This is a genomic window from Achromobacter sp. JD417 (assembly GCF_041879325.1).
Taxonomy (GTDB): domain Bacteria; phylum Pseudomonadota; class Gammaproteobacteria; order Burkholderiales; family Burkholderiaceae_B; genus Achromobacter; species Achromobacter mucicolens.
In genome coordinates this window covers 2,034,614-2,056,765 of sequence record NZ_CP087159.1, presented here as the reverse complement: position 1 = coordinate 2,056,765, position 22,152 = coordinate 2,034,614, and the positions used below count along the sequence as shown (strand labels likewise).

The window sequence follows — 22,152 nt, the reverse complement described above, 5'->3', positions numbered from 1 at the left end:
TACGTTTGAATTGGCAATGACGCGCGGGGCGTCGCGGGAAATCAGTTCCGGTAAGGCCTCGTGACTTCGTCGATCATGAGATGCAGCGACTTCACGCTGGCAGCGGTGACGTACCACGCTTCGGCGTCGGCAAAGACCACGCGGCCGTCGCGCCATGCGGACGTCTGACGCAGCAGCGGGTTGCCCAGCGTTTCGGCGTTCAGCGCCGGCCGGCGTTCCATCACGGCCGTGCGGTCGACCACGTAGACGATGCCCGGGTTCGCCTGCTGGATGAACTCGCTGGAGATCGGCTGGCCATGCAGGCCGCCATCAGCCAACGGACTGGCCGGCTTCACGCCCAGCGCCTTGAAGATGAAGCCGTAGCGGGATTGCACGCCGAACGAGCTGAAAGCGCCGTTGTTGTGCAGCACGACTAGTGCCGTCTCAGGGCGGTCGCGGATCAGCGCGCGCGCCTCCTCCACCTTGGCGTCCAGATCGGCGGCCTTCTGGCGGGCAAGGTCGTACTTGCGGAAGATGCGCCCCAACGTCAGCAGATGGTCCTTGACGATCTCGATATGGTCGGCCTGGCTGTCGCGGTAGTCCACGTCGAAGTGGATGGTGGGCGCGATCTGGCTCAGTTCCTTGTAGTGGTTTGCCTGCAGCGACGTGATCAGGATGAGGTCCGGTCGCGCCGCATGCACCCGCTCCAGGTTCGGCTGGACGATTGCGCCCATGTCCTGCACGTCCGGCGCGTCGCGGTAGCGGGCCAGGAAGTGCGGCACGAAGTCCTTGGGCATGCCCACGAGAGGAACGCCCAGCTCGTCCAGAAAATCGACTTCGTTCATGTCCAGCGCCACCACGCGCTGCGGCAACCGGGCGATCACGGTCTCGCCCAGCTTGTGCTTGACGGTGATGGGCGCATAGGCGTTCTGTGACGGGGCGGCGGCCGGCGCCGCGGCGCCAGCCGTGGACGCATCAGTGGCCGGGCCGCAGCCGTGCAGCGCGGCCGTTGCGGCGATCGCGGCGGCTAGCAGCAGCGCCCTCGGCCAGTGCGACAGGATCATTTCAGTTCTCCAGGGGGATTGAAGTAGTTGCACAGGCGACCGCGATCGCCCTGCGTGATCTCGAAGTCCAGCCCGTACAGTTCGCGCAGCCGGTCTTCGGTCATGACCTCGTGCACCGCGCCCGCGCATTGCAGCGCCCCGTCCTTCAGCGCGACGACGTGGTCGGAATAGCTGGCCGCGAAGTTGATGTCGTGCACGACCAGGATCACCGTGCGGCCGTGCGCGTCGCACAGGCGGCGCAGGGCGCGCATGATCTGCACGGCGTGGCGGATATCCAGGTTGTTCAGCGGCTCGTCCAGCAGCAGGCAATCTGTCTGCTGCGCGATGGTCATGGCCATGAACGCCATCTGCCGCTGGCCGCCGCTCAGTTCGTCCAGATAGTTGCGGCGCAGCGGCTCCAGCGACAGGAACGCGATGGCCTCGTCGATCGCCTGCCTATCCCGCGCCGTCAAAGCGCCGCGGCTGTAGGGAAAGCGCCCAAATGCCACCAGGTCTTCGACCGTGAGCCGCAGGTTGAAGTCGGGAGACTGGCGCAGGGTGGCGACGCGCCGCGCGTAATCGTGGCGGCGCATGTCTGCCACGCTGCGATTGCCAATGAAAATGCCGCCCCGCGTCGGTTCCAGCAAGCGCGCCATCATCATCAGGAGCGTGGACTTGCCCGCGCCGTTCGGGCCGATGAGCGACGTCAGTCTGCCTTCGGGGAACTGCAGACTCACGTCGCGCAGGACGGTCTTTGCGCCGTGGCTTTTCGTCAGATTTCTGGTCGTGATCATGCGGGGCCCCGCGTACGCGCCATGAGCGCGAGAAACCAGCCGCCGCAGACCAGGTTCACCAGGATGCCGACGGTGGTCTTGTAGTTGAAGACGTGCTCGACAGCGAGCTGGGCCAGGATGAAGATGCCGATGGCCATTGCGCAGCCGGTGGGCAAGGTGACCCGGTGCAGGCGCGAGCGGGCCAGCGCGTAGGCGGTGTTGGCGACAAAGATGCCCATGAACGCCGTGGGTCCCAGCAGGCCGGTAGAGACGGCGACCAGCACGGCGATCAAAGCCAGGTGCAGTTGCACGACGCGCGCGTGGTCCACGCCCAGCGACATGGCCTGTTCACGCCCAAGAGAAAGCACGTCCAGCGTGGACAGCTGCCTGCGCCCAGCCAGGCACACTGCGGCAACAACGGCCGCGGATGCCAGCAGTTGCGCGGGCTCGGCCTTGCCGAACGAGGCCTGGGTGAAGCCGAGCAGGATGGAGAACTCGCCCGGACTCGTCTTCAGTTGCACGAACTGCGTGAAGGTGCCGATGACCATCGTCAGCACCAGCCCCACCAGCAGCAGGAAATACACGTTCTGCCCGCTCTGCCGAAACAGCCATCGATGCAGTATCCACGAATACGCCAGCATCACCAGCACCGAAAGCAGGAAATTGCCGTTCGGCCCCAGCAGCACGAGGCTTTGCGTACCCAGCGTCAGGATCATCACGGACTGCAGCAGCAGGTACACCGCCTCGTAGCCCATGATGGCGGGCGTGAGAATGCGGTTGCCGGTCAGCGTCTGGAACACGATCGACGACCAGGCGATGCAGACGCCACCGATGATCATGGCCGCCAGCCGCGCGAGGCGTTTGGGAATGACGTAGTCGAAATCCAGGCCCGACCGGAACACAAGGAACACCACGGACAGCGCGATGACCGCCAACCACACGACGTGTCGGGAAGCCGCGCGCATCATCGATGCCTCCAGACAATCAGCGCCAGGAACAGCACGCCGCCCACGCCTCCCGCCGTCAGGCCGATGGGCACTTCGAACGGATGGATCAGCACGCGTCCCAGGATGTCGCAGACCAGCAGCAGCGACGCGCCGCCCAGCGCGACGACGGGCAACGTGCGGCTCAGGTTGTCGCCGTAGTGGAGCGCGACCAGATTCGGCACCACCAACCCCACGAACGGAATCGCCCCCACCGTGATGACCGTGGCCGACACCGTGACCGCCGCCAGCGTCAGGCCCAGCGCGACGGTGGCCGGATAGTTCAGCCCCAGGCTCTCGGCCATGTCCTCGCCCATGCCCGCCACAGTGAAGCGGTGCGCGTACAGATACGTCAGCGCGACGATCGGCAGGATGAGATAGATGATCTCGTAGTTGCCCTGCACGACCTTCGAGAAGTCGCCCAGCAGCCAGCCCTGCATGCTTTGCAGGATGTTGTTGCGATAGGCATGGAATTCGGCCAGCGCGCTCAGCACGCCGCCGAACATCAGCCCCATCACCGGCACCAGCACCGTGTTCTTGAACCGGATGCGGCGCACGATCATGACGAAGGCCAGGCTGGCGGCAAAGCAGAACGCCAGCGCAAACGCCATCCGCCCGCCCGGCCCCATCGACGGCGCCACCGTCAGCGCAACCAGGATGCCCAGCTTGGCGGCGTCCAGCCCGCCGCACGTGGCGGGTTCGACGAACTTGTTGCGCACAATGTGCTGCAGGATCACCCCGCACACCGACAGGCCGATGCCCGTCAGCACCAGCGCGGCCAGCCGCGGCAGGCGGCTGGCGGTCAGCGTCAGCCACGCGTCGCCCGACAGCGTGAACAGCTGCGCCCACCCCAACTGCCGCGCCCCGACCAGCAGGGACGCGCCGCACAGCACGACGAACAGCGCCAAACACCCCGCACGCATCAAACGCAGTCTCCCGCGATGCGCCAGCCCTTGGCGGCCTTGCGCTGCGCCAGGAACTGCGCATATCGTCCGTTGCTGGCGCGCAGCGCCGCCGGGGCCCCTGCCTCGACGATCCGACCGTCCTCCAGCACGACGATTGCGTCGGCCATCGCCACCGTCGACAACTGATGCGCAATGACCACCAGCGTCCGCGTGCCGCGCAGGCGCGCCAGCGTCTCGGCGATGACCGCCTGATTGCCCGCGTCCAGCGCCGCGGTGGCCTCGTCCACCAGCAGAATGGGCGCCTGGCTGATCAGCGCGCGAGCAATGGCGATGCGCTGGCGCTCGCCCCCCGACAGCCGTGCGCCGCCCTCGCCCACCGGCGTGTCCATGCCCTGCGGCAGGCGCGCGGCAATCTCGTCCACGCCCGCTTCGCGCGCGGCTCGCAGGACATCGGCATCGCTGCCGCCGGGCCGGCCGGCGCGGATGTTGTCGGCGATGCTGCCCGCAAAGAGGTAGGTGTCCTGGAAGACCTGGCTGATCTGGCCGGCCAGTTGTGCGCTGGCGATCTGCCGCACATCGACCCCGCCGACGTGCACGCTACCCTCGTTCACGTCGAAGAAACGCGCAATCAGCCGCGCCAGCGTCGTCTTGCCGGACCCGGACGCGCCGATCAGCGCCACCATGCTGCCGGGCGCGATGCGAAGGTTGACGCCGCGCAGCACGTCCGACGCGACGTGCGCGTAGCGAAAGCGCACGTCGCGCAATTCGATGGACGCGTCGCGCGGCGCCTGCGGCGCGGCGGGCTCCGGCAGCGGCGCGACGGCAAACAGCGCATCAATCGCTTCAAGCTGGGCGCGCGCGCCGCGCAGGACTTCGCCATAGCCGGCGGCCTCCAGCAGTCCATCGATGTAGCGGGCCGCCAGCAGCATCGCGACAATGGCGGCCACCACTTGCCCGGACGCCGCGCCGGCGTCCAGCACGCCGTTGAGCCATAGCGTGGTTGCAATCAGCAAGGCGGCAAAGACTGCTTGCACCGCCCAGACGTTGAGCACGGCGGCGGCCGCCGACCGCCAGATCAGACGCGCGCCCGATTTGCGCTGCGCGTCGAGGGATTGCTCGAAGTGCCGCATGCCGCCGCCTTCGGCGCTGAAGGCGCGCAACACCGACTGCGCCTGCGCAAACTCGACCACGCGCTGGCTGGTTTCGGCAAAGCGTTGGTGAAACGCCGCGTCGGCGCGCCCGGCCAGGCGCGCGGAAAGCGCCAGCACGCCCGCCAGCAGCGGCAGCCCGGCCAATGCAATCAGCCCCAGCAGCCAATGCTGCGCAAACAGGGCGGCCACCAGCACCAGGGGCGCCGCCACGCCCGCGATGAGCGGCGTGAAGACGTGGGCGGGCAGTTGGGCCACGGTCATCATGCCCTGCGTGACGACATGGGTCAGACGCGCGGTGTTCTGCGCCGTGAACCAGCCGACGGGCAGGCGCGCCACATGGTCGCCCAGCCGATGGCGGCCGGCTTGCAGGACAGCGACGCCCACGCGCACGCCTGCCCGCTCGACCGGCAGGCGCAGCGCCCCGCAGCACGCCACCCCCGCGAGCAACGCGGCCAGCCACGGGCCGGCCTGCCGCGCCTCGCCGGTCAGCAGATACGTGAGCAGCGGCGCAGCGGCCACTATGGTGAGCCCGCAGGCCAGGCCATAGGCGACGGCCAGCCACCCGTAGCGGCGCAGAAGATGCACTTCGTTGCCCAGCAGGCGCGCAATGGTCTTCAGCATGCCGGCTCCTCTTGCGCCCGGCCCATTGCATGACCGCCCTGCGCCCAAAGCCGCGCGTAGGTGCCGCCCAGCCCCAGCAGCGCGTTGTGCCGCCCCTGTTCGGTGATGATCCCGTCTTCCAGGACAAGAATGCGATCCGCATGAACCACCGTGTCCAGCCGGTGCGCGATCACCATCAGTGTGCGTCCCTTGGCAAAGCGCGCCAGCGCTTCCTGCACCGCCGCCTCATTGCCGGCATCGGCCGCGGCCGTGGCTTCGTCCAGCACCAGCACGGGCGGGTCCAGCAGGACGGCGCGCGCGATGCTCACGCGCTGGCGTTCGCCGCCCGACAACTGCACGTCTTCGCCGATTACCGCGTCGTAGCCGCGCGGCAGCGCCAGGATGCGCTCGTGAATGTTGGCGGCCCGCGCGGCGGCTTCGATCTCGTGCTGGCTGGCGTCCGGCCGGCCCAGCGCGATGTTGTCGCGCACACTGGCTTGGATCAGCCGCACCTCCTGCAGCACGAAGCCGATGCGCCGGTAGAGCTGCGCGCTCTCGATCTGGCGCAGGTCGGCGCCGCCGAGCGTGATGCGCCCTTGCGCCGGGTCGAAGAACCGCACCAGCAGACGGGCGAGCGTGGACTTACCCGCGCCGGATGGGCCGACGATTGCGGTCACCGTGCCGGGCGCCAACGTGAAAGTGATGCCGGACACGGCTTCGTGGCCGTCGCCGTAGCGGTAGCCCACGTTTTCAAACCGGACTTCATGGCCTTCCGGGCGGTGTCCGCATCCGGCCGGCGGGGTCTCCAGAATGGGCGTATTCAAGAGCGCCTGCACCCGCTGCGCCGCGCCCGTGGCGCTGCCCAGATCGTGCAACAGCGTGTGCAGCAGCAGCATCGGCGCGCAGACGCCCGGCGCCACCAGCGCGAACGGAAGCACGTCCACCGCCGCCATCCAGCCCAGCGCCACGAACAGCGCGCCCCCGGCCAGCACCACGCCCAGGACCGTTACTGGCGCGATCAGCGCATGGGCTCGCGCCATCGCCGCGACCAATGGCCGGGTGAAGTCGGCAAAGGCCGCGGCAAAACCGTCCACGGCGTCCCGGTAGCCGCGATGCGCCTTGCCGGCATCACCAAACGCCTTGACCACCGGCATGCCGTTGACGAATTCGACGGTCGCGCCGTTGAGGCGGCCCAGGCGTTCGACGAACACCGGCATGTTCGCGCCGCCGGCCTTCATGGCCCGGCGCAGAAAGAGAAAGAAGCCCGGAAACGGCAGCAGGGCCACGATGGCGAGACGCCAGTCCTGCGCGACCAGGTAGACCGCCGACGCCACGATGGCGCCGCCGGCGCGCCCCACCGCCGTGAAGAAATGCGCGGTCAGGCTGTGCAAGGTCGCCATATCGTCCTGCAGCGCCAGCTTGACCTCGCCCGACGCCCGGTCCGTGAACCAGCCCAGCGGCACTTGCGCCAACCGTCGCGCGCCGGCCAGGCGCAGGTGATGCGTGATCCGGTTGTCGGCCAGGTGCGCGGTCAGCTCGGCGGCCGAAACCAATGCCATGCCGCTCAGCATGCATGCAACGGCGGCGGCGACGGTCCACCAGATGGCGGGACCCGAAACCGTTGACTCCGGATCTTCCAGAACGAGGCGGGCAATGTGCGCGATGGCGGCCAGTGGCGCCAGCGTGAGCGTCGTGCCCAGTGCGGCAAGCGTGGTCGCGGCGACCAGTTGTCCGCGGATGGGGGACAACACCAGACTGAGCGGGCCGGGCTGTCGAGGAGGGGCCGGCGCGGCTCCGGAAGTGCTCATGAATAAAGTACCAGGACGGAGTTGATAATTATTTGCATCACTATAAACTAAATTCTGAAATAGTTGCATTGCAATAAACTAAATAATTGCGGGACAGGTTAAAGTGCGGGGATCGCCGACGCCAAAACAGGGATCACACATGCAGCCGTCAGAGCGCCGCCCCGCGCGGGGACGCCCTCCCACCATCACTCGCGAGCGGATCGCCGACGCCGGCATCGCGGTGGGTCTGCCCAACATCACGTTCGTCGGTGTGGCCGCAGCGCTGGGCGTCAGCCATATGGCGCTGTACAAGCACGTGCCCAGCCTTGGAGCGCTAAAGCGCCTGGTCGCCGAAGAAATCTTCAAGCGGTGGCAGATTCCGCAGGCCTGTAGCAACGATCGCGGCGACCTCAAGAACTACCTGACCGTATTCGCGACGTCGGTGCGCGAGTTCGTCAAGGCGCACCCGGGCGTGACGCCCTTCGTGATCCGGCGACTGGCGGCCACGCCGTCCATGCTGGAGAAGATAGATGCGCATCAGCGCCACATTGCCGACGCCTATGGCATCTCGAAGGACCAGTCGCGCATCCTGCTGGCGACCGTGGCGTTTCACGGCCTTGCGGTGGCAGACACGGTGTATTCGGTGGCAGGGCTGGAGCCGGTCGTCGACGCCGCGCGCGCGGCGGAGGAATCCGAGATGGAAGTGGAACTGGATCAGGGCATGCAGGCGCTCATCATCGGCCTGATGGCCATGCTGGATGGCGCCTAGCTGGTTTCGCGCTGGACCAACGTAAAACCCAGATCCACGTGCCGCGCGGGCACGGGTTCGCCCGCCAGGTGCTGCATGAGCAGTTGCGCGGCTGACAGGCCGATCTGGTAGCGGGGCGTGGCAATGGTGGACAGCGGCGGCGTGGTCCAGGCCGTGCCCGGGAAGTCATGAAAGCCGACGATAGCCATCTGTTCCGGCACACGCACGCCATCCCGGCCGCACTGGAACACCGCGCCTTGCGCCAAGTCGTCGTTGCAGAAGAACACGGCGTCGCAGTCGGGATGACGCGCGTGAAGATCCTGGATCAACGACGCCCCCAGGCTGATCGACGATTTTTCCGGTGTCATGATTTCCAGGGCGGCGTCGTACAGCCCCGCGTCGCGCAAGGCCTGCCGGCATCCTTCGCAGCGGCGCAGCGACCGAGGATCCAGCTGCGCGCCGATGATGCCGATGCGGCGGTAACCGCGTTCGACCAGATGGCGGCCTGCTGCGTAGCCCGAGTCGAACTGCGAGAACCCGACGCTCATGTCCTCGCTGCCTTCCAGCGTTTCGATCGTGTGCACCGTGGGAATCGCCTGCGCGCGAAGCAGTTCCCAGACGCCCGGATTGTGGTCGATGCCGGTCAGGACCACGCCGTCGGGCGAATGCTGCAGATACTTGCGCAGCAGCGCTTCTTCTTCGTCCGGCGAATAGCCCGTCACGCCGATCAGCATGTGGTAGCCGTGCTGATCCAGCACTTCCTTGATGCCTGTGATGATGTCCACGAACACCACGTTGCTGAGCGACGGAATGAGCACCACGATGGTCTGCGACCGCGCCGACGCCAGCGCGCTGGCGGCGTGGTTGGGCACGTAGCCCAGTTCCTGGCACACCCGCGCGATTTGCTGGCGCAGATCCTGGCCCACCTTATCGGGCGTGCGCAACGCCCGCGATACCGTGATCGCGCTGACGCCCACGCGCCGCGCGACGTCCTGCATGGTGACGCGGCCGGCGCGCGAGCTTCGAGGTTTGCGGATGGACATGGACCCTCGCGGTGAATGCAAGCGCGTAGTCTGACCGAAAAAAAGGGGCTTGCCAAAGCAAAAATGTTAGCGCTAACATGATCCACATCAAACGGCTAAAAAAACTCCGGCAAACGGAGAGGAGACAAACATGCAAGCTTCCCCCTTGGGGCGGCCGGGGCCATCGCGTCCGGGCCGCTCGCCGCTGGCCCGCGCCGCGGATTGGTGTTTTGCGCTACAGACCTGGCTGATGGTCGCCTGTCTGGTCATCATGGTCGTGCTGCTGTTCGGCAACGTGGCGCTGCGCTATCTCTTTAACTCCGGCATCAACGTCTCGGACGAGGTCTCGCGCCTGGCGTTCGTCTGGATGATTTTCCTGGGTTCGGTGATTGCGCTGCGCGAGCACCAGCACATCGGCGTGACCATGCTGGTGGAACGCTTTGGCCCGGGCGCGCGCCGGGTGTCGCATATTGCCTGCCAGCTGATGATCCTGTGGGTGCTGTGGCTGATGGCCGAAGGCAGCTGGGTCCAGACGGTCATCGGCCTTGACACCGTATTGCCTGTCACCGGCATGCCCCAGGCCGTGTTCAACGCCGCAGGGCTGTATGCCGCGGTGGCAATGGGCATCCTGACGGTCGTCGACCTGGTCCGCGTGATTGCTGGCGGTCCGCTGCCGGCGGAATCCAGTCCGGAAGACCCGCTGGTCTGACCCGGCCCTCACCCGCCCCAACACGCGCCCCCCCCGCCCCACATCCATCCGCCCGGATACCCGCAATGATCCTGACCGTCTTCCTAGTCGTGCTGCTGGGGCTGATTGCCCTGGGCCTGCCGATCGCCTTCGCGCTTATCATCAGCGCGATCGTCATGATGTTCCAGCTGGATTTCTACGACACCCAGCTTCTTGCCCAGAACATGCTGTCCGGCGCCAACAGCTTTACGCTGATGGCGGTGCCGCTCTTCATGCTGGCCGGCGAATTGATGAATGCCGGCGGCATATCGCGCCGCATCGTTCACCTGGCCAACACGTTTGTGGGCCACATCCAGGGCGGCCTGGGTTACGTGGCCATCTTCGCCAGCGTGCTGCTGGCATCGCTGTCGGGCTCGGCCGTGGCCGACGCCGCGGCGCTGGGGTCACTGCTGATCCCCATGCTGCGCGAAAAAGGCTATGACGCGGGGCAGGCTTCCGGCCTGATCGCCTCGGGCGGCATCATCGCGCCCATCATTCCGCCATCGATCTCGTTCATCATCTTCGGCGTCGCCACCAATGTGTCGATCACCAAGCTGTTCTTCGCCGGCATCGCGCCGGGCCTCATGATGGGGCTGACGCTGGTGGCGGTGTGGACGTGGGTGGCGCGCAGGCACGGCAGCATCACGCCCTCGCCGCGCGAGCCGTGGTCCAACCGTCTGAAAGCGCTGCGCGGATCGCTGTGGGCGCTGTTCCTTCCAGTCATCATCATCGGCGGGCTGCGCGGCGGCATCTTTACGCCCACCGAAGCCGCGGTCGTCGCCGCCGTGTATGCGCTGCTGGTCAGCATCTTCGTGTACCGCGAGATCGGCTGGCGCGACCTGGGTCCGCTCTTCATCAACGCCGCCCGCACCACGGCTGTGGTCATGTTCCTCGTGGCAGCCGCCATGGTGTCGTCCTACATGATCACGCTGGCGGACCTGCCGCAGGATCTCATCGCTCTCCTGGAACCGGTCATGGACCAGCCCAAGCTGCTGATGTTCGCGCTGCTGATCCTTCTGACGCTCGTGGGCACGGTGATGGACCTGACGCCGACCATCCTGATTCTCGGCCCCGTGCTGATGCCCGTCGTCACCAAGGCCGGCATCGACCCCGTCTACTTCGGCGTCATGTTCGTCATGGTCGGCAGCGTGGGCCTGTTGACCCCGCCGGTCGGCACGGTGCTCAACGTCGTATGCGGTGTGGCCCGCATCAATATGGAAACCATCTGCAGAGGGGTGTGGCGCTATGTCGTGGCCTACACGCTGCTGCTGGTTCTTTTGGTGATCTTCCCCGAACTGATCACCGTACCCGCACGCTGGATGCACTAGCGGCAATTACAAACCCCCGAGGAGAAACACCATGATCAAGCAATTGAAGACCCGCGTTCTTGTCCTGGCGGCAGTACTGTCCTGCACCGTCGCCGGGGTGGCCGCGGCGGCGGACGTCAAGCCGCGCCTCATCCGCTTTGGCTACGGGCTGAACGAGGAAAGCGTGCAGGGCCGCGCGGCCCGCCATCTGGCGCAGGAACTGGAAAAGGTCAGCGGCGGCAAGCTCAAGATGAGGACGTTTGGCTCGGCCAACCTGGGTTCGGACGAGCAGATGCAGAGTGCGCTGGTGGGCGGCGCGCAGGAAATGATGGTGGGGTCGACCGCGCCGCTGGCCGGCATGGTCAAGGAGTTCGGCGTGTTCGACCTGCCCTTCCTCTTCAACAGCGAAAAGGAAGCCGACGCGGTGCTGGACGGCCAGCTCGGACAGGATCTGCTCAAGAAACTGGAAGCCAAGGGACTGGTCGGCCTGGTCTACTGGGAAAACGGCTTTCGCAACATGACGAACTCCAAGCGTCCGATCACGCGCGCCGAGGACCTGCAGGGCATCAAGCTGCGCGTCATGCAGAACCAGATTGCGCTGGGCGTCTTCAATACGCTGGGCGCCAATGCCGTGCCGATGCCGTTCTCGGAATTGTTCACCGCGCTGGAAACCCGCACCGTGGACGGCCAGGAGAACCCCATCACCACGATCCAGAGCAGCAAGTTCTACGAGGTGCAGCCCTTCCTGACCATCACGCGCCACGTCTACACGCCGTGGGTGGTGATGGCCTCCAAGAAGTGGTGGGACACGCTCTCGCCCGACGAACAGAAGCTGATCCGCCAGGCAGCCGCGTCATCGCGCGACTTCGAGCGGCAGGATAGCCGCGCCGATTCCACCAAGGCCATGGGCACGCTCGAGAAGAACGGCATGAAGATCAACACCGTCTCGCCGGAGGAAGTGGCCCGCATGCGCCAGAAGGTGCAGCCCGTGGTCGACAAGTACACCCAGGAACTCGGGCCGGAACTGATCAAGCAGTTGAACGACGAAATCCAGAAGGCGCGGAACTAACCGTGCCGGCCCGGATCCCGTGGGGGTCCGGGCCTGAATGCAACCGAAGCAAAGCGAGACAGCCATGTCCCAGACACCCCGCCGACTGCGCAGCCAGAAATGGTTCGACGATCCCTCGCACGCCGACATGACGGCGATCTACGTCGAGCGCTATCTCAACTATGGCCTGACGCGCCAGGAACTGCAGTCCGGGCGGCCGATCATCGGTATCGCGCAGACAGGCAGCGACCTGGCGCCCTGCAATCGCCACCATCTGGCGCTGGCCGAACGCATCAAGGCGGGCATCCGCGACGCCGGCGGCATTCCCATGGAATTCCCGGTGCACCCGCTGGCCGAACAGGGACGGCGGCCCACTGCGGCGCTGGACCGAAACCTGGCGTATCTGGGCCTGGTGGAGATCCTGCACGGCTATCCGCTGGATGGCGTGGTGCTGACCACGGGATGCGACAAGACCACGCCCGCGTGCCTGATGGCGGCGGCGACGGTGGACATTCCCGCCATCGTGCTGTCCGGCGGTCCCATGCTGGACGGCTGGCATGAAGGCCAGCGCGTGGGCTCGGGCACGGTCATCTGGCACGCGCGCAACCTGATGGCGGCCGGCAAGCTGGATTACGAAGGTTTTATGACGCTTGCCACGGCATCGTCGCCGTCCATCGGCCACTGCAACACCATGGGCACCGCGCTGTCGATGAACTCGCTGGCCGAAGCGCTGGGCATGTCGCTGCCCACCTGCGCCAGCATTCCGGCGCCCTATCGCGAGCGCGGGCAGATGGCCTATGCGACCGGCATGCGCATCTGCGACATGGTGCGCGAAGACCTGCGGCCATCTCAAATCCTGACCCGCGAGGCGTTCGAGAACGCCATCGTCGTGGCCTCGGCGCTGGGCGCGTCCAGCAACTGCCCGCCGCACCTGATTGCCATCGCGCGCCACATGGGCGTCGACCTCAGCCTGGACGACTGGCAACGGCTGGGCGAAGACGTGCCGCTGCTGGTCAACTGCGTGCCGGCAGGCGAGCATCTGGGCGAAGGCTTTCACCGCGCGGGAGGCGTACCCGCCGTGCTGCACGAGCTGCTGGCGGCCGGCCGCCTACATCCGGACTGCCGAACCGTGTCCGGCAAGACCATCGGCGATATTGCGACGGCGTCCAAGACCCACAATACCGACGTCATCCGGACCTGCGACGCGCCGCTCAAGCACCGCGCCGGCTTCATCGTGCTGTCGGGCAACTTCTTTGACAGCGCCATCATCAAGATGTCGGTCGTGGGCGAAGCCTTTCGCCGGGCGTACCTGTCCGAACCGGGGTCGGAAAACGCCTTCGAGGCGCGCGCGATCGTGTTCGAGGGCCCGGAGGACTATCACGCCCGCATCGAAGACCCGGCGCTCAACATCGACGAACACTGCATTCTGGTGATCCGGGGCGCCGGCACTGTGGGCTACCCCGGCAGCGCGGAAGTCGTGAACATGGCGCCGCCATCGCACCTTATCAAGCGCGGCATCGAGTCCCTGCCCTGTCTGGGCGACGGCCGCCAGAGCGGCACCTCGGCCAGCCCGTCCATCCTGAACATGTCGCCCGAAGCCGCGGTGGGCGGCGGACTGGCGCTGCTGCGCACGGGCGACCGGATCCGCGTGGACCTGAACCAGCGGTCGGTCATGTTGCAGGTGGACGAAGCGGAACTGGAACGGCGCCGCCAGGAGCCGCCGTACGAAGCGCCGCCATCGCAGACGCCGTGGCAGGAACTGTACCGGCAGACCGTGGGGCAGCTTTCCACGGGCGGATGCCTGGAGGCGGCGACGCTGTATTTGAAGGTGGTGGAGACACGGGGGGATCCGCGGCATTCGCACTGAGGCCGGGAGGGGTACGGCTTGGCGCGCGACTTATTCGCGGGGGGTCTTGCTGGCCGGGCCGCCCGCGCGGGGGCTGGGCCGGCTGAGGACATAGGCCGCGCTGGCCAGAAAGAAGATGCCTACGCCGATGGCCAGGGGCAGCGAGGGATGGGCGCTCCAGTAAAAGATCCCGTAACCAGCCGCCATGCCCAGGCTGGCATACGTCTTGCCTTTGCGCGACACCGCGCCCTCGTCGCGCCACGCGCGCAGCGACGGACCATATGTCGGGCTATCCAGCAGCCATTTTTCAAGCCGGGGCGACGAGCGGGAGAAGCAGGCCACCGCCAGGATCAGAAAGATCGTTGTCGGCATCACCGGCAAGAAGGCGCCGATGACGCCCAGCGCCAGCATCAAGCAGCCCAGGCATAACCAAAGTGCTCTCATCATGATGGTGAGCAGGATATCGCAAATGGGCAGCCGGCAGTCCGCCAGGCATTGTGCGCCGCTTGATTCACGACGCGGCGGGCTCCGGCATCCTTGCGCGCAGCATCCTGACGAATTTCGCATCCGGACTGCCGCCCGCGGCGCGTGACTTGTGGACCATGGCCCAGGCTTCCGCGTACTGGCCACGCCAGTAATAGGCCGTGGCCCACGAGGCATACAGATAGCCCTTGTCGGGCTCCACGGCCTCGCCCTTGCGGTACCACTCGTCGGACCGGGTCGTCGCCGCGATACGCGCTTCGGGGGGCAGCGTCTTGTCCTCGGCGGCGCAACGCGCCGCGATCCGGCCGGCATCCGCATGAATGCCGCGAAACGCCGGGGGATTCATGCTGATCGCGCGGTCCATCATGCTCATCGCCTGGCAGACCTTGCGCTGGCTTTCCAGCACCACCGCGAAACCCGCGTACACCTCGGGGGTTGTCGGGATTGAGCAGCCACGCCTGATTGAATTGCCGCATGGCCTGGCCCGGCCGGTCTTCGCGAAAAAGCCGGTAGCCCAGCTCGACCCGCGCCTGCGCTGCCGCGGCAGGCGATCCAAACACCTTCACGGCCTCGGCGGCCTGTTGTTCATCGCCCGCGCGCAAGGCAGCGGCCGCGCGGCGATCAACCCCGGCATACATCGGTGCCTCGACGTTGCGCGCATCGGCTTGCGCGGGCGCATTGGTCACGCAGCCGGGCAACCACAACAATTGCGCCAGAATGAATGCCTTCATGGTGAAGTGCATGGGTGGGCTTTTGAATGGAAGAAGATGGAATATAGCGGCGCGGGTATCAAACGCCGGAATCGCGCCACACGGTGATTAATGCAGCAAATACAAGCGCAGCAATGACGCGAGGAAAAGCAAAAAGCCGCGAAGTCGTAAGACTGTCGCGGCTTTTTCAGGTCTGCGTTCGACTAGCTCTATCGAACACACCTTTGCAGGAATTTGGTAGGCGGTATTGGAATCGAACCAACGACCTCCACGATGTCAACGTGGCGCTCTAACCAGCTGAGCTAACCGCCTGCAAAGAAGAAGAATTATATAGTGCTTTTTTAAAATGTGCAAATCGTCTTAGAAGATTTTTTGCAGTTTTTATTGCGTTTAGGAGGTCTCAGCATTTGCCTGTCGGCTTTGCCAAACTCACCTTCGCGCAATGCGTTTAATTTGATCTTGCATTAATGCGTTGGCATTAACCAAGGTCTTTTCACACGCCTTACAGCACTACTTCTTGTCCTTCAATTTCGTGTCTGCGTCATGTGCCGCAGCAACGAAGAACGAGATTCTATCAGAACTTTTTATTCCTTGCTCGACTTCGACGCCACTACTCACATCGATCGCCCAAGGCCGCACCAATTCGATGGCGGCACCCACGTTTTCGGCGTTCAGACCGCCGGACAGGATCAAGGGGCGGGACACCGGGTCGGCCCTCACCTCATCGAGCAACGCGTAGTTGAATCCATGCCCGCTGCCGCCGTATCCGGCGCTATAGCTGTCGAACAACCAGCCCGCTGCCTCTCCGTAGGCGCGGCACGTGGCCGCTAGGCTCTCCGCCGTCTCAAGGCCCGGCGCACCGGCCCGGAAGGCCCGCAGATGGCGATGACCGTAGCGCGCGCATTCCAGCGGCGTTTCGTCGCCATGAAACTGCAGCAGCTCGGGCCCCACTTCACCCAGCACGGTGCGGATCTCTTCTTCCTGCGCGTTCACGAAGAGCGCGACGACGTCGACAAAGGCCGGTACCATCCGGCGCAGTTGCGCGGCGCGCGTGGGCGTGAGGCAACGCTTGCTCTTGGGATAGAAGACAAATCCGATCGCGTCGGCGCCGGCAGCAACGGCGGCTTCGACGTCTTGTTCGCGGGTCAGCCCGCAGATCTTTATGCGTGTACGCATGACATTTTCTGGAAGTGTCGCCCCGCGGCGACTGGCTGGATCAGTATATCCGGACCGAAAAACCGGTCTCACGCGCCAGCCGAACCCAGGGTGGCCATCATGTTGTCGAAGCTGCCCTCGGCCATGCGGAACCAGGGGATCTGGTTACCGCGCAATGCCAGCATGCTGTCGTAGAGCTTCTTGAACATCGCATCCTTGGCGCTCAATTCATTGCAGGCTGCCGCCGTGGCTTCGTGAGCGGCTTGCAGCAGCGGCCGGGAATACGCCTTCAGTTGCGCGCCTTGCGACATCAGCCGGCGCAGCGCTTGCGGATTGTTGGCATCAAAGATTGCGATCATGTTTTCGCTTGCCGCCGCGCAAGCCAGCGACAACGCGGTCTGGTATGACTTGGGCAGTTCCGCAAAGGCGTCCTGGTTCACGTACAGCGACAACTGTTGCGTACCGGCCCACCAGCCCGGAAAGTAATAGTTCCGCGCGACGTCAAAGAGCGCCAGGCGTTCGTCCTCGAACGGTCCGATCGTGACGGCCCCGTCCGCTAGGCCTTCTGCCAGCGCGGCATGCAGTTCGCCAGCGGGAATTGCCAGCGGCGAGGCGCCCAGACGCGACAGGATGTGCGCCGTAAAGCCATCAGCCGCCACCTTGAGTCCGCGCAGGTCATCGAGGGTCTTGATCTCGCCCCGAAACCATCCACCCATCTGCGCGCCGGTATAGCCGCACGGAAAGTTCAGGATGCCGTACTTGCCAAAGGCTTCGCGGGTCAGGGCCAGCCCCTCGCCCTGCCGCATCCACGCGTTCATCTGGCGGGTATTCAGGCCGAAGGGCACGCCGCCGTCAAAGCAAATCGCGGGATCGGTGTCGAAGTAGCGGGCCGACGCCGCGTGGCCGCATTCGACGATGCGGTGCTGCACGGCCTCCAGCGCCTGCCCCGACTGGAACAGCTGACCGGCGGCAGATATGTCGATGGTGAAGCGCCCCGCGGTAACCTCGGCCACGCAACGCGCAACGTCGGTCGCGCCCGCGAACAGCGTGGCCGCGTCGGCCGGAAAATCCGAAGCCAGCCGCCAGGTGAGGTTGGGAGCTTCCTGCGCAATCGCGGGGGCCGCCAGCACGGCGCTGCCCCCGGCGGCGCCCAAGGCGGTTTGCTTCAGAAACGCGCGGCGTTGCATGGCGCATGCCTCCAGAAAGGCGCGGGATCCCGCCGCCTGCGCGGCGGCTTCCCTAAAAGGATTGAGTAAAGGGCGACAGCAGCGACGATCCGCCGTCGAGCTCGCGCAGTCCGAAGGATTCGGGATAGTCGATCGCGGCCAGGTACAGGCCGTCAGGCGCAAACGTGGGCGCGCCGCGCTTGCGGTCGCGCCACGCCAAAAGCTGCGTCATCCAGTCAACCGTTTCCCTGCCCTGCCCCACTTGCAGCAACGCGCCCATGATGTTGCGCACCATGTGATGCAGAAAGGCGTTTGCCTTCAAGGTAAAGACGAGAAACGGTCCCCGCTCCTCGATCTCCAGGCTGTGCATGTGCCGCACTGGATGCTTGGCCTGGCATTGCGACGAACGGAAACTGGAGAAATCATGTTCGCCGACAAGCGCCTTTGCGGCCGCGCGCATGGCCTGCACATCCAACGGCTGGAAGCACCAGCCGGCGCGCCCCGCCCACAGCGCCGGACGCACCCGGCCCCGCCAGAGCAGATAGACGTACGTGCGGGCGCGCGCCGAAAAGCGCGCATGGAATTCTTCGGACACTTCTTCGGCCCACTGCACCGAGATGCTGGGAGGCAGAAACGCATTCACGCCTCGGACCCAGGACTCCGTCTTGCGGGTGAGCGTCGTGTCCAGATGGACCACCTGCATCGCGCCGTGCACGCCCGTGTCTGTGCGGCCGGCGCAGATCGTGGGCACCGGCTCGGTGACGCCACAGAAACTGGCCAGGGCGGACTCCAGGCAGTCCTGCACCGTCTGCCGGTGCGGCTGTGTCTGCCAACCCTGCCAGGCGGAGCCGTCATACGCCAGCCCCAATGCAACTCTAGACATGCTTCAAACCCGAGGACCGCCGATACGGCGCGGTTCGTCCGTGGGCGGTACGTCCAGGTCGAGATTGATGGTGTCGAGCTTGCGGTTCAGCGCTGCCGTATCCAGCGCCGGCTCGTTGTACGTGTAGCTTTCCTCGTCATCGTCGTCACGCCGCGCGCCGGCCCGGCGCAACAGCCACGCGATGGCGAAGGCGACGAGCGCCAGCACGGCGGTAACGATCACGAGAAGATTGTCGGCCAGCCAGCCCGGCATACCCGTTTGCACGGTCTTGTCCGGCAGCGTGCCGATGGGCTTGTCGGCATCGGCGGGCGCCGAGCCTGCGGCGCCTGGGGAGGTGGTGGTATTCGACGCGCCGGTGGCGTTCGACGTGGTCGTCGCGGCGCCCGATGTGCTTGCCGCGCCTGGAGTGCTTGCGGTGCCCGGAGCGCTTGCGGTGCCGGGAGTGCCCATTGCACCAGCAGAACCCGCTGTGCCGGGAGTGCCTGCTGTGCCGGGAGTGCCTGCTGTGCCGGAAGTGCCTGCTGCACCCGAAGTGCCTGCTGCACCAGAAGTGCCTGCTGCACCGGGAGTGCCTGCCGCGCCGGGAGTGCCTGCTGCACCCGAAGTGCCTGCTGCACCCGAAGTGCCTGCTGCACCCGAAGTGCCTGCTGCACCGGGAGCGCCTGCTGCACCAGGAGCGCCTGCTGCGCCGGGACTGCCTGCTGCGCCGGGACTGCCTGCAGCACCCGAAGTGCCTGCTGCACCGGGAGCGCCTCCCGCACCGGAAGTGCCTGCCGCACCGGGAGTGCCTGCCGCACCGGTAGTGCCCGCTACACCGGGAGCGCCTGCTGCACCAGGAGTGCCTGCCGCACCGGGAGTGCCTGCCGCACCGGGAGTGCCTGCCGCACCGGGAGTGCCTGCCGCACCGGGAGTGCCCGCTGCACCGGGAGCGCCTGCTGCACCGGGAGTGCCTGCCGCCCCGGGAGTGCCTGCCGTCCCGGGAGCGCCTGCCGTACCGGGAGCGCCTGCCGCACCGGAAGCGCCTGCCGCACCGGAAGCGCCTGCCGCACCGGCAGTGCCTGCTGCACCGGGAGTACCTGCTGCACCGGGCGCGCCTGTCGAACCGGCCGTACCTGCTGCGCCCGACGTGCCAGCTGCGCCCGCCGCACCTGCCGCACCAGTGCCGGCCGTGCCCGAACCCGCCGCGCCTGTGCCGGCCGCGCCCGATTGCTGCGCGACGGCCTTGGTCAGTTCGTCCACATTGCTTTGCAGCTGGGCGACTCGCCCTTGCGCGTCGGCCAAGGCCCGGTCGGCAGACGTCTTGGCGTCTGCCTGGGCTTCGGCCTGCGCGGCTGCGCTGTCCTGGGCCTGACCGGTCGACAGGCGCACGCGATCCTGTGTCGGCGCGGTGGTTGCCACACCAGTGTCGGCCGGTGGGGCGACCGTGCCCGAAGCTGCGTCCTGACCCTTGACCACCGACGGGTTCGATCCCGCCGCCGCGCCCACGCGGCCGCGGTATTTGGCATAGGCCTCGGCGTGCTCATTGAAGATGCGGCGGGCTTCGGCCGGATCGATGGCGCGCACCGTGGCGGCATCCGGGATCTTGAGTGTCTGGCCGGCCCGCACCAGATTCATGTTGTTCTGAATGAAGGCCTGCGGATTGGCGCGCCACAGCGCCACCAGCATCTGGTAGACCGAGGCGTTCGGCACCGCGTTGCGCTGGGCGATGGCAAAAAGATAGTCGCCCGACTTCACCGTGACCGAGCCCGAGGTGCCGCCCGCGCGGGCGGCCCCGCCCACGGCGGCGGGTGTAACGTCGGCGCCCGTGCCGCGCAGCGGCACCAGGATGCTGACCTGCACTTGGCGCTGACCCGAACTGGAGTTGATGTCCAGCAGCAGATCCACCGCGCCGCCCGCAGGCGCCTGCGTGGACCGCACCCGCAAGTTCTTGCGCGTCGGATCCATTCCGTCTTCGACGCGGACCACCATGCTGGCAAGCGGCACCGGCGGCTTGACGCCCGCGCGCTGCCACGCGGCTTCATCGGCGATGGAAACCTTGAGCGAACTGATCTCTTCGGGCGTCAATTCCTGCAGACCCACGGTGGCTTGCAGCGGCGCGCCCGGCACGGAAACGACGCGCGAATGTCCGACGCGCATGGCCAGCGCCGAACCGCACACGCTTGAACCGATCGCCAGCGCAATGGCCCACTGAAGGGCTTTCAAACGGCGGGCATGCTTCACTTGGCGCGAACGCTGGGTCATAAGCTGGAATTCCGTTCTTGTAATCGAATTACGGGCCTGGACCCATTCGCGCCATTTGCCGCGCAAAAAAGGGCCTCAATTCACCCGAAAAGTGTAATGGATCAAGCGCATTTCACAAACCTGAAAGGGGCGCGCACGTTGGCTTGCGGGCACGGGCGGCGCTTGTTGGCGTACGAGTCGCCCGCCGGGCTCGGCCGGACTGCGCCACGATGGTGCATCTTCGCGGGCTGGACAATCCAGCCGCGCGCCAAAAAACAAGGGCACCCGAAGGTGCCCTGACTGCATCTTGCGCGTGGCGGGCGGCCAGAAAAGCCGCCCTGCACGACATCAGGCTTCGTTCAGCGCGATGCGCAGCATGCGGCGCAGCGGCTCGGCCGCGCCCCACAGCAGTTGGTCGCCAACCGTGAAGGCGCCCAGGTACTGCGAGCCCATCGAGAGCTTGCGCAGGCGGCCCACCGGGATGTCCAGCGTGCCGGTGACGGCCACGGGGGTCAGCGCCGAAACGGTGGCTTCCTTGGTGTTGGGAACGACCTTGGCCCACTGCGTGCCCTGGGCGATGAGCGCTTCGATCTCGTCCAGCGGCACATCGCGCTTGAGCTTGATGGTCAGTGCCTGGCTGTGGCAGCGCATGGCGCCGATGCGCACGCACAGGCCGTCGATCGGGGTGACAGGCGTGCCGAAGGCGGCGCCGCGGCCCAGGATCTTGTTGGTTTCGACTTCGCCCTTCCACTCTTCCTTGGACATCCCGTTGCCCAGGTCCTTGTCGATCCAGGGAATCAGGTTGCCGCCCAGCGGCACGCCAAAGTGTTCGTGGGGCAGCGCGTCGTCCTTCTGCTTGGCCAGCACGCCGCGGTCGATTTCCAGGATGGCCGAGGCCGGGTCGTCCAGCAGGGACTTGACCGACTGGTTGATCTCGCCGAACTGGGTCAGCAGTTCACGCATGTGCTGCGCGCCGCCGCCCGACGCGGCCTGGTACGTCATGGAGGTCATCCATTCGACCAGGTCGTTGTTGAACAGACCCGCCAGGCCCATCAGCATGCAACTGACCGTGCAGTTGCCGCCGATGAAGTTGCGCACGCCGCGCTTCAGGGCCGCGTCGATCACCGGGCGGTTGACCGGGTCCAGCACGATGATGGCGTCGTCGGCCATGCGCAGGGTGCTGGCCGCGTCGATCCAGATGCCGTTCCAGCCCGCGCCGCGCAGCTTGGGATAGACCTCGGAGGTGTAGTCGCCGCCTTGCGCCGTCACGATGATCGGCAGTTTTTTCAGAGCGTCGATGTTGTAGGCGTCTTGCAGCGGGCCCGCGCCAGTTGCCCAAGTGGGGGCGGCGCCGCCAGCGTTGCTGGTGGAGAAAAACACCGGTTCGATCAGTGCGAAGTCGTTCTCGTCGCGCATGCGTTGCATGAGCACCGAGCCGACCATACCGCGCCAGCCGACAAGGCCTACTGCTTGATTCATTTCAATCGCTCTTTAAAGGGGGTGACAAGGTAAGGAGGGAAAAATCGTGCAATTCAACAATTTATCAGAATGCACGCAGGGATGTTGCGATGCAGCTAGAAAAAAACGGGGCCGCAAGCGCAAGGAGAGACTTTCGG

General features: G+C 66.1%; 20 protein-coding genes and 1 tRNA gene. 6 read left to right on the top strand and 15 right to left on the bottom strand.

Features of this window, described 5'->3' with window-relative positions; translation table 11 throughout:
- Positions 1–41: 41 nt before the first annotated feature.
- The 6 genes from LN047_RS09375 to LN047_RS09350 are packed head-to-tail and all read right to left on the bottom strand — an operon-like array spanning position 42 to position 7,242.
- Positions 42–1,043: a siderophore ABC transporter substrate-binding protein gene (locus LN047_RS09375; protein WP_373981577.1), complete on the bottom strand. Its 1,002-nt coding sequence runs from the start codon at positions 1,041–1,043 to the stop codon at positions 42–44.
- Positions 1,040–1,816, bottom strand: a complete 777-nt coding sequence (locus LN047_RS09370; RefSeq protein WP_223575094.1) for an ABC transporter ATP-binding protein — start codon at positions 1,814–1,816, stop codon at positions 1,040–1,042. Before LN047_RS09370 ends, LN047_RS09375 begins: the two co-directional genes overlap by 4 nt.
- A complete protein-coding gene (locus LN047_RS09365; RefSeq protein WP_373982119.1) occupies positions 1,813–2,760 on the bottom strand; it encodes an iron chelate uptake ABC transporter family permease subunit in 948 nt (315 codons plus the stop codon). The genes LN047_RS09370 and LN047_RS09365 overlap by 4 nt, the downstream gene beginning before the upstream one ends.
- Positions 2,760–3,701, bottom strand: coding sequence for an ABC transporter permease (locus tag LN047_RS09360; protein ID WP_223575091.1), 942 nt, complete (start codon positions 3,699–3,701; stop codon positions 2,760–2,762). Before LN047_RS09360 ends, LN047_RS09365 begins: the two co-directional genes overlap by 1 nt.
- Positions 3,701–5,455: an ABC transporter ATP-binding protein gene (locus LN047_RS09355; RefSeq protein ID WP_373981576.1), complete on the bottom strand. Its 1,755-nt coding sequence runs from the start codon at positions 5,453–5,455 to the stop codon at positions 3,701–3,703. Before LN047_RS09355 ends, LN047_RS09360 begins: the two co-directional genes overlap by 1 nt.
- Complete coding sequence (locus LN047_RS09350) at positions 5,449–7,242, bottom strand: ABC transporter ATP-binding protein (protein WP_373981575.1); 1,794 nt, start codon at positions 7,240–7,242, stop codon at positions 5,449–5,451. Before LN047_RS09350 ends, LN047_RS09355 begins: the two co-directional genes overlap by 7 nt.
- Before the next feature lie 139 nt (positions 7,243–7,381).
- Between LN047_RS09350 and LN047_RS09345 the strand changes: the two genes are divergently transcribed.
- Complete coding sequence (locus tag LN047_RS09345) at positions 7,382–7,990, top strand: TetR/AcrR family transcriptional regulator (RefSeq protein WP_373981574.1); 609 nt, start codon at positions 7,382–7,384, stop codon at positions 7,988–7,990.
- On the opposite strand, the gene LN047_RS09340 is transcribed toward LN047_RS09345, so the two are convergent.
- Positions 7,987–9,012, bottom strand: coding sequence for a LacI family DNA-binding transcriptional regulator (locus LN047_RS09340; RefSeq protein ID WP_373981573.1), 1,026 nt, complete (start codon positions 9,010–9,012; stop codon positions 7,987–7,989). The two genes, LN047_RS09345 and LN047_RS09340, sit on opposite strands and share 4 nt — an antisense overlap.
- 130 nt (positions 9,013–9,142) lie before the next feature.
- On the opposite strand from LN047_RS09340, the gene LN047_RS09335 reads away from it, so the two are divergent.
- From LN047_RS09335 to LN047_RS09320, 4 genes are all read left to right on the top strand, one after another.
- Positions 9,143–9,700: a TRAP transporter small permease gene (locus LN047_RS09335; protein WP_056315847.1), complete on the top strand. Its 558-nt coding sequence runs from the start codon at positions 9,143–9,145 to the stop codon at positions 9,698–9,700.
- A 65-nt stretch (positions 9,701–9,765) separates the two neighbouring features.
- Positions 9,766–11,046 (top strand): TRAP transporter large permease, encoded by a 1,281-nt coding sequence (locus LN047_RS09330; RefSeq protein ID WP_373981572.1) that lies wholly within the window; start codon positions 9,766–9,768, stop codon positions 11,044–11,046.
- Positions 11,047–11,077: 31 nt separating this feature from the next.
- Positions 11,078–12,094 carry a TRAP transporter substrate-binding protein gene (locus LN047_RS09325; protein WP_175156678.1) on the top strand — a complete coding sequence of 339 codons (1,017 nt, stop codon included), beginning with the start codon at positions 11,078–11,080 and terminating at the stop codon, positions 12,092–12,094.
- 64 nt (positions 12,095–12,158) lie between these two features.
- A complete protein-coding gene (locus tag LN047_RS09320) occupies positions 12,159–13,940 on the top strand; it encodes an IlvD/Edd family dehydratase (protein WP_056315842.1) in 1,782 nt (593 codons plus the stop codon).
- Positions 13,941–13,970: 30 nt separating this feature from the next.
- Here LN047_RS09320 and LN047_RS09315 read toward each other — a convergent pair whose 3' ends face one another.
- Positions 13,971–14,366 carry a YbaN family protein gene (locus LN047_RS09315; RefSeq protein ID WP_373981571.1) on the bottom strand — a complete coding sequence of 132 codons (396 nt, stop codon included), beginning with the start codon at positions 14,364–14,366 and terminating at the stop codon, positions 13,971–13,973.
- 64 nt (positions 14,367–14,430) lie between these two features.
- Positions 14,431–14,769, bottom strand: coding sequence for a hypothetical protein (locus LN047_RS09310; protein WP_373981570.1), 339 nt, complete (start codon positions 14,767–14,769; stop codon positions 14,431–14,433).
- Here LN047_RS09310 and LN047_RS09305 point away from each other — a divergent pair.
- Positions 14,768–15,220 carry a hypothetical protein gene (locus LN047_RS09305; RefSeq protein WP_373981569.1) on the top strand — a complete coding sequence of 151 codons (453 nt, stop codon included), beginning with the start codon at positions 14,768–14,770 and terminating at the stop codon, positions 15,218–15,220. The two genes, LN047_RS09310 and LN047_RS09305, sit on opposite strands and share 2 nt — an antisense overlap.
- Before the next feature lie 127 nt (positions 15,221–15,347).
- Here LN047_RS09305 and LN047_RS09300 read toward each other — a convergent pair.
- The 6 genes from LN047_RS09300 to asd all read right to left on the bottom strand — a co-directional run bounded on the left by LN047_RS09300 (position 15,348) and on the right by asd (position 22,015).
- Positions 15,348–15,424 (bottom strand) — tRNA-Val (locus LN047_RS09300).
- Between the two features lie 198 nt (positions 15,425–15,622).
- Positions 15,623–16,288, bottom strand: coding sequence for a phosphoribosylanthranilate isomerase (locus LN047_RS09295; RefSeq protein ID WP_373981568.1), 666 nt, complete (start codon positions 16,286–16,288; stop codon positions 15,623–15,625).
- Between the two features lie 68 nt (positions 16,289–16,356).
- On the bottom strand, positions 16,357–17,454 hold the full coding sequence (locus LN047_RS09290; protein WP_373981567.1) for a TRAP transporter substrate-binding protein: 1,098 nt from the start codon (positions 17,452–17,454) through the stop codon (positions 16,357–16,359).
- A gap of 52 nt (positions 17,455–17,506) precedes the next feature.
- Positions 17,507–18,316 carry a tRNA pseudouridine(38-40) synthase TruA gene (gene truA, locus LN047_RS09285; protein ID WP_152383950.1) on the bottom strand — a complete coding sequence of 270 codons (810 nt, stop codon included), beginning with the start codon at positions 18,314–18,316 and terminating at the stop codon, positions 17,507–17,509.
- 3 nt (positions 18,317–18,319) lie between these two features.
- Positions 18,320–20,557, bottom strand: a complete 2,238-nt coding sequence (locus LN047_RS09280; protein WP_373981566.1) for a FimV/HubP family polar landmark protein — start codon at positions 20,555–20,557, stop codon at positions 18,320–18,322.
- A 327-nt stretch (positions 20,558–20,884) separates the two neighbouring features.
- On the bottom strand, positions 20,885–22,015 hold the full coding sequence (asd, locus tag LN047_RS09275) for an aspartate-semialdehyde dehydrogenase (RefSeq protein WP_056315817.1): 1,131 nt from the start codon (positions 22,013–22,015) through the stop codon (positions 20,885–20,887).
- Positions 22,016–22,152: the final 137 nt, after the last annotated feature.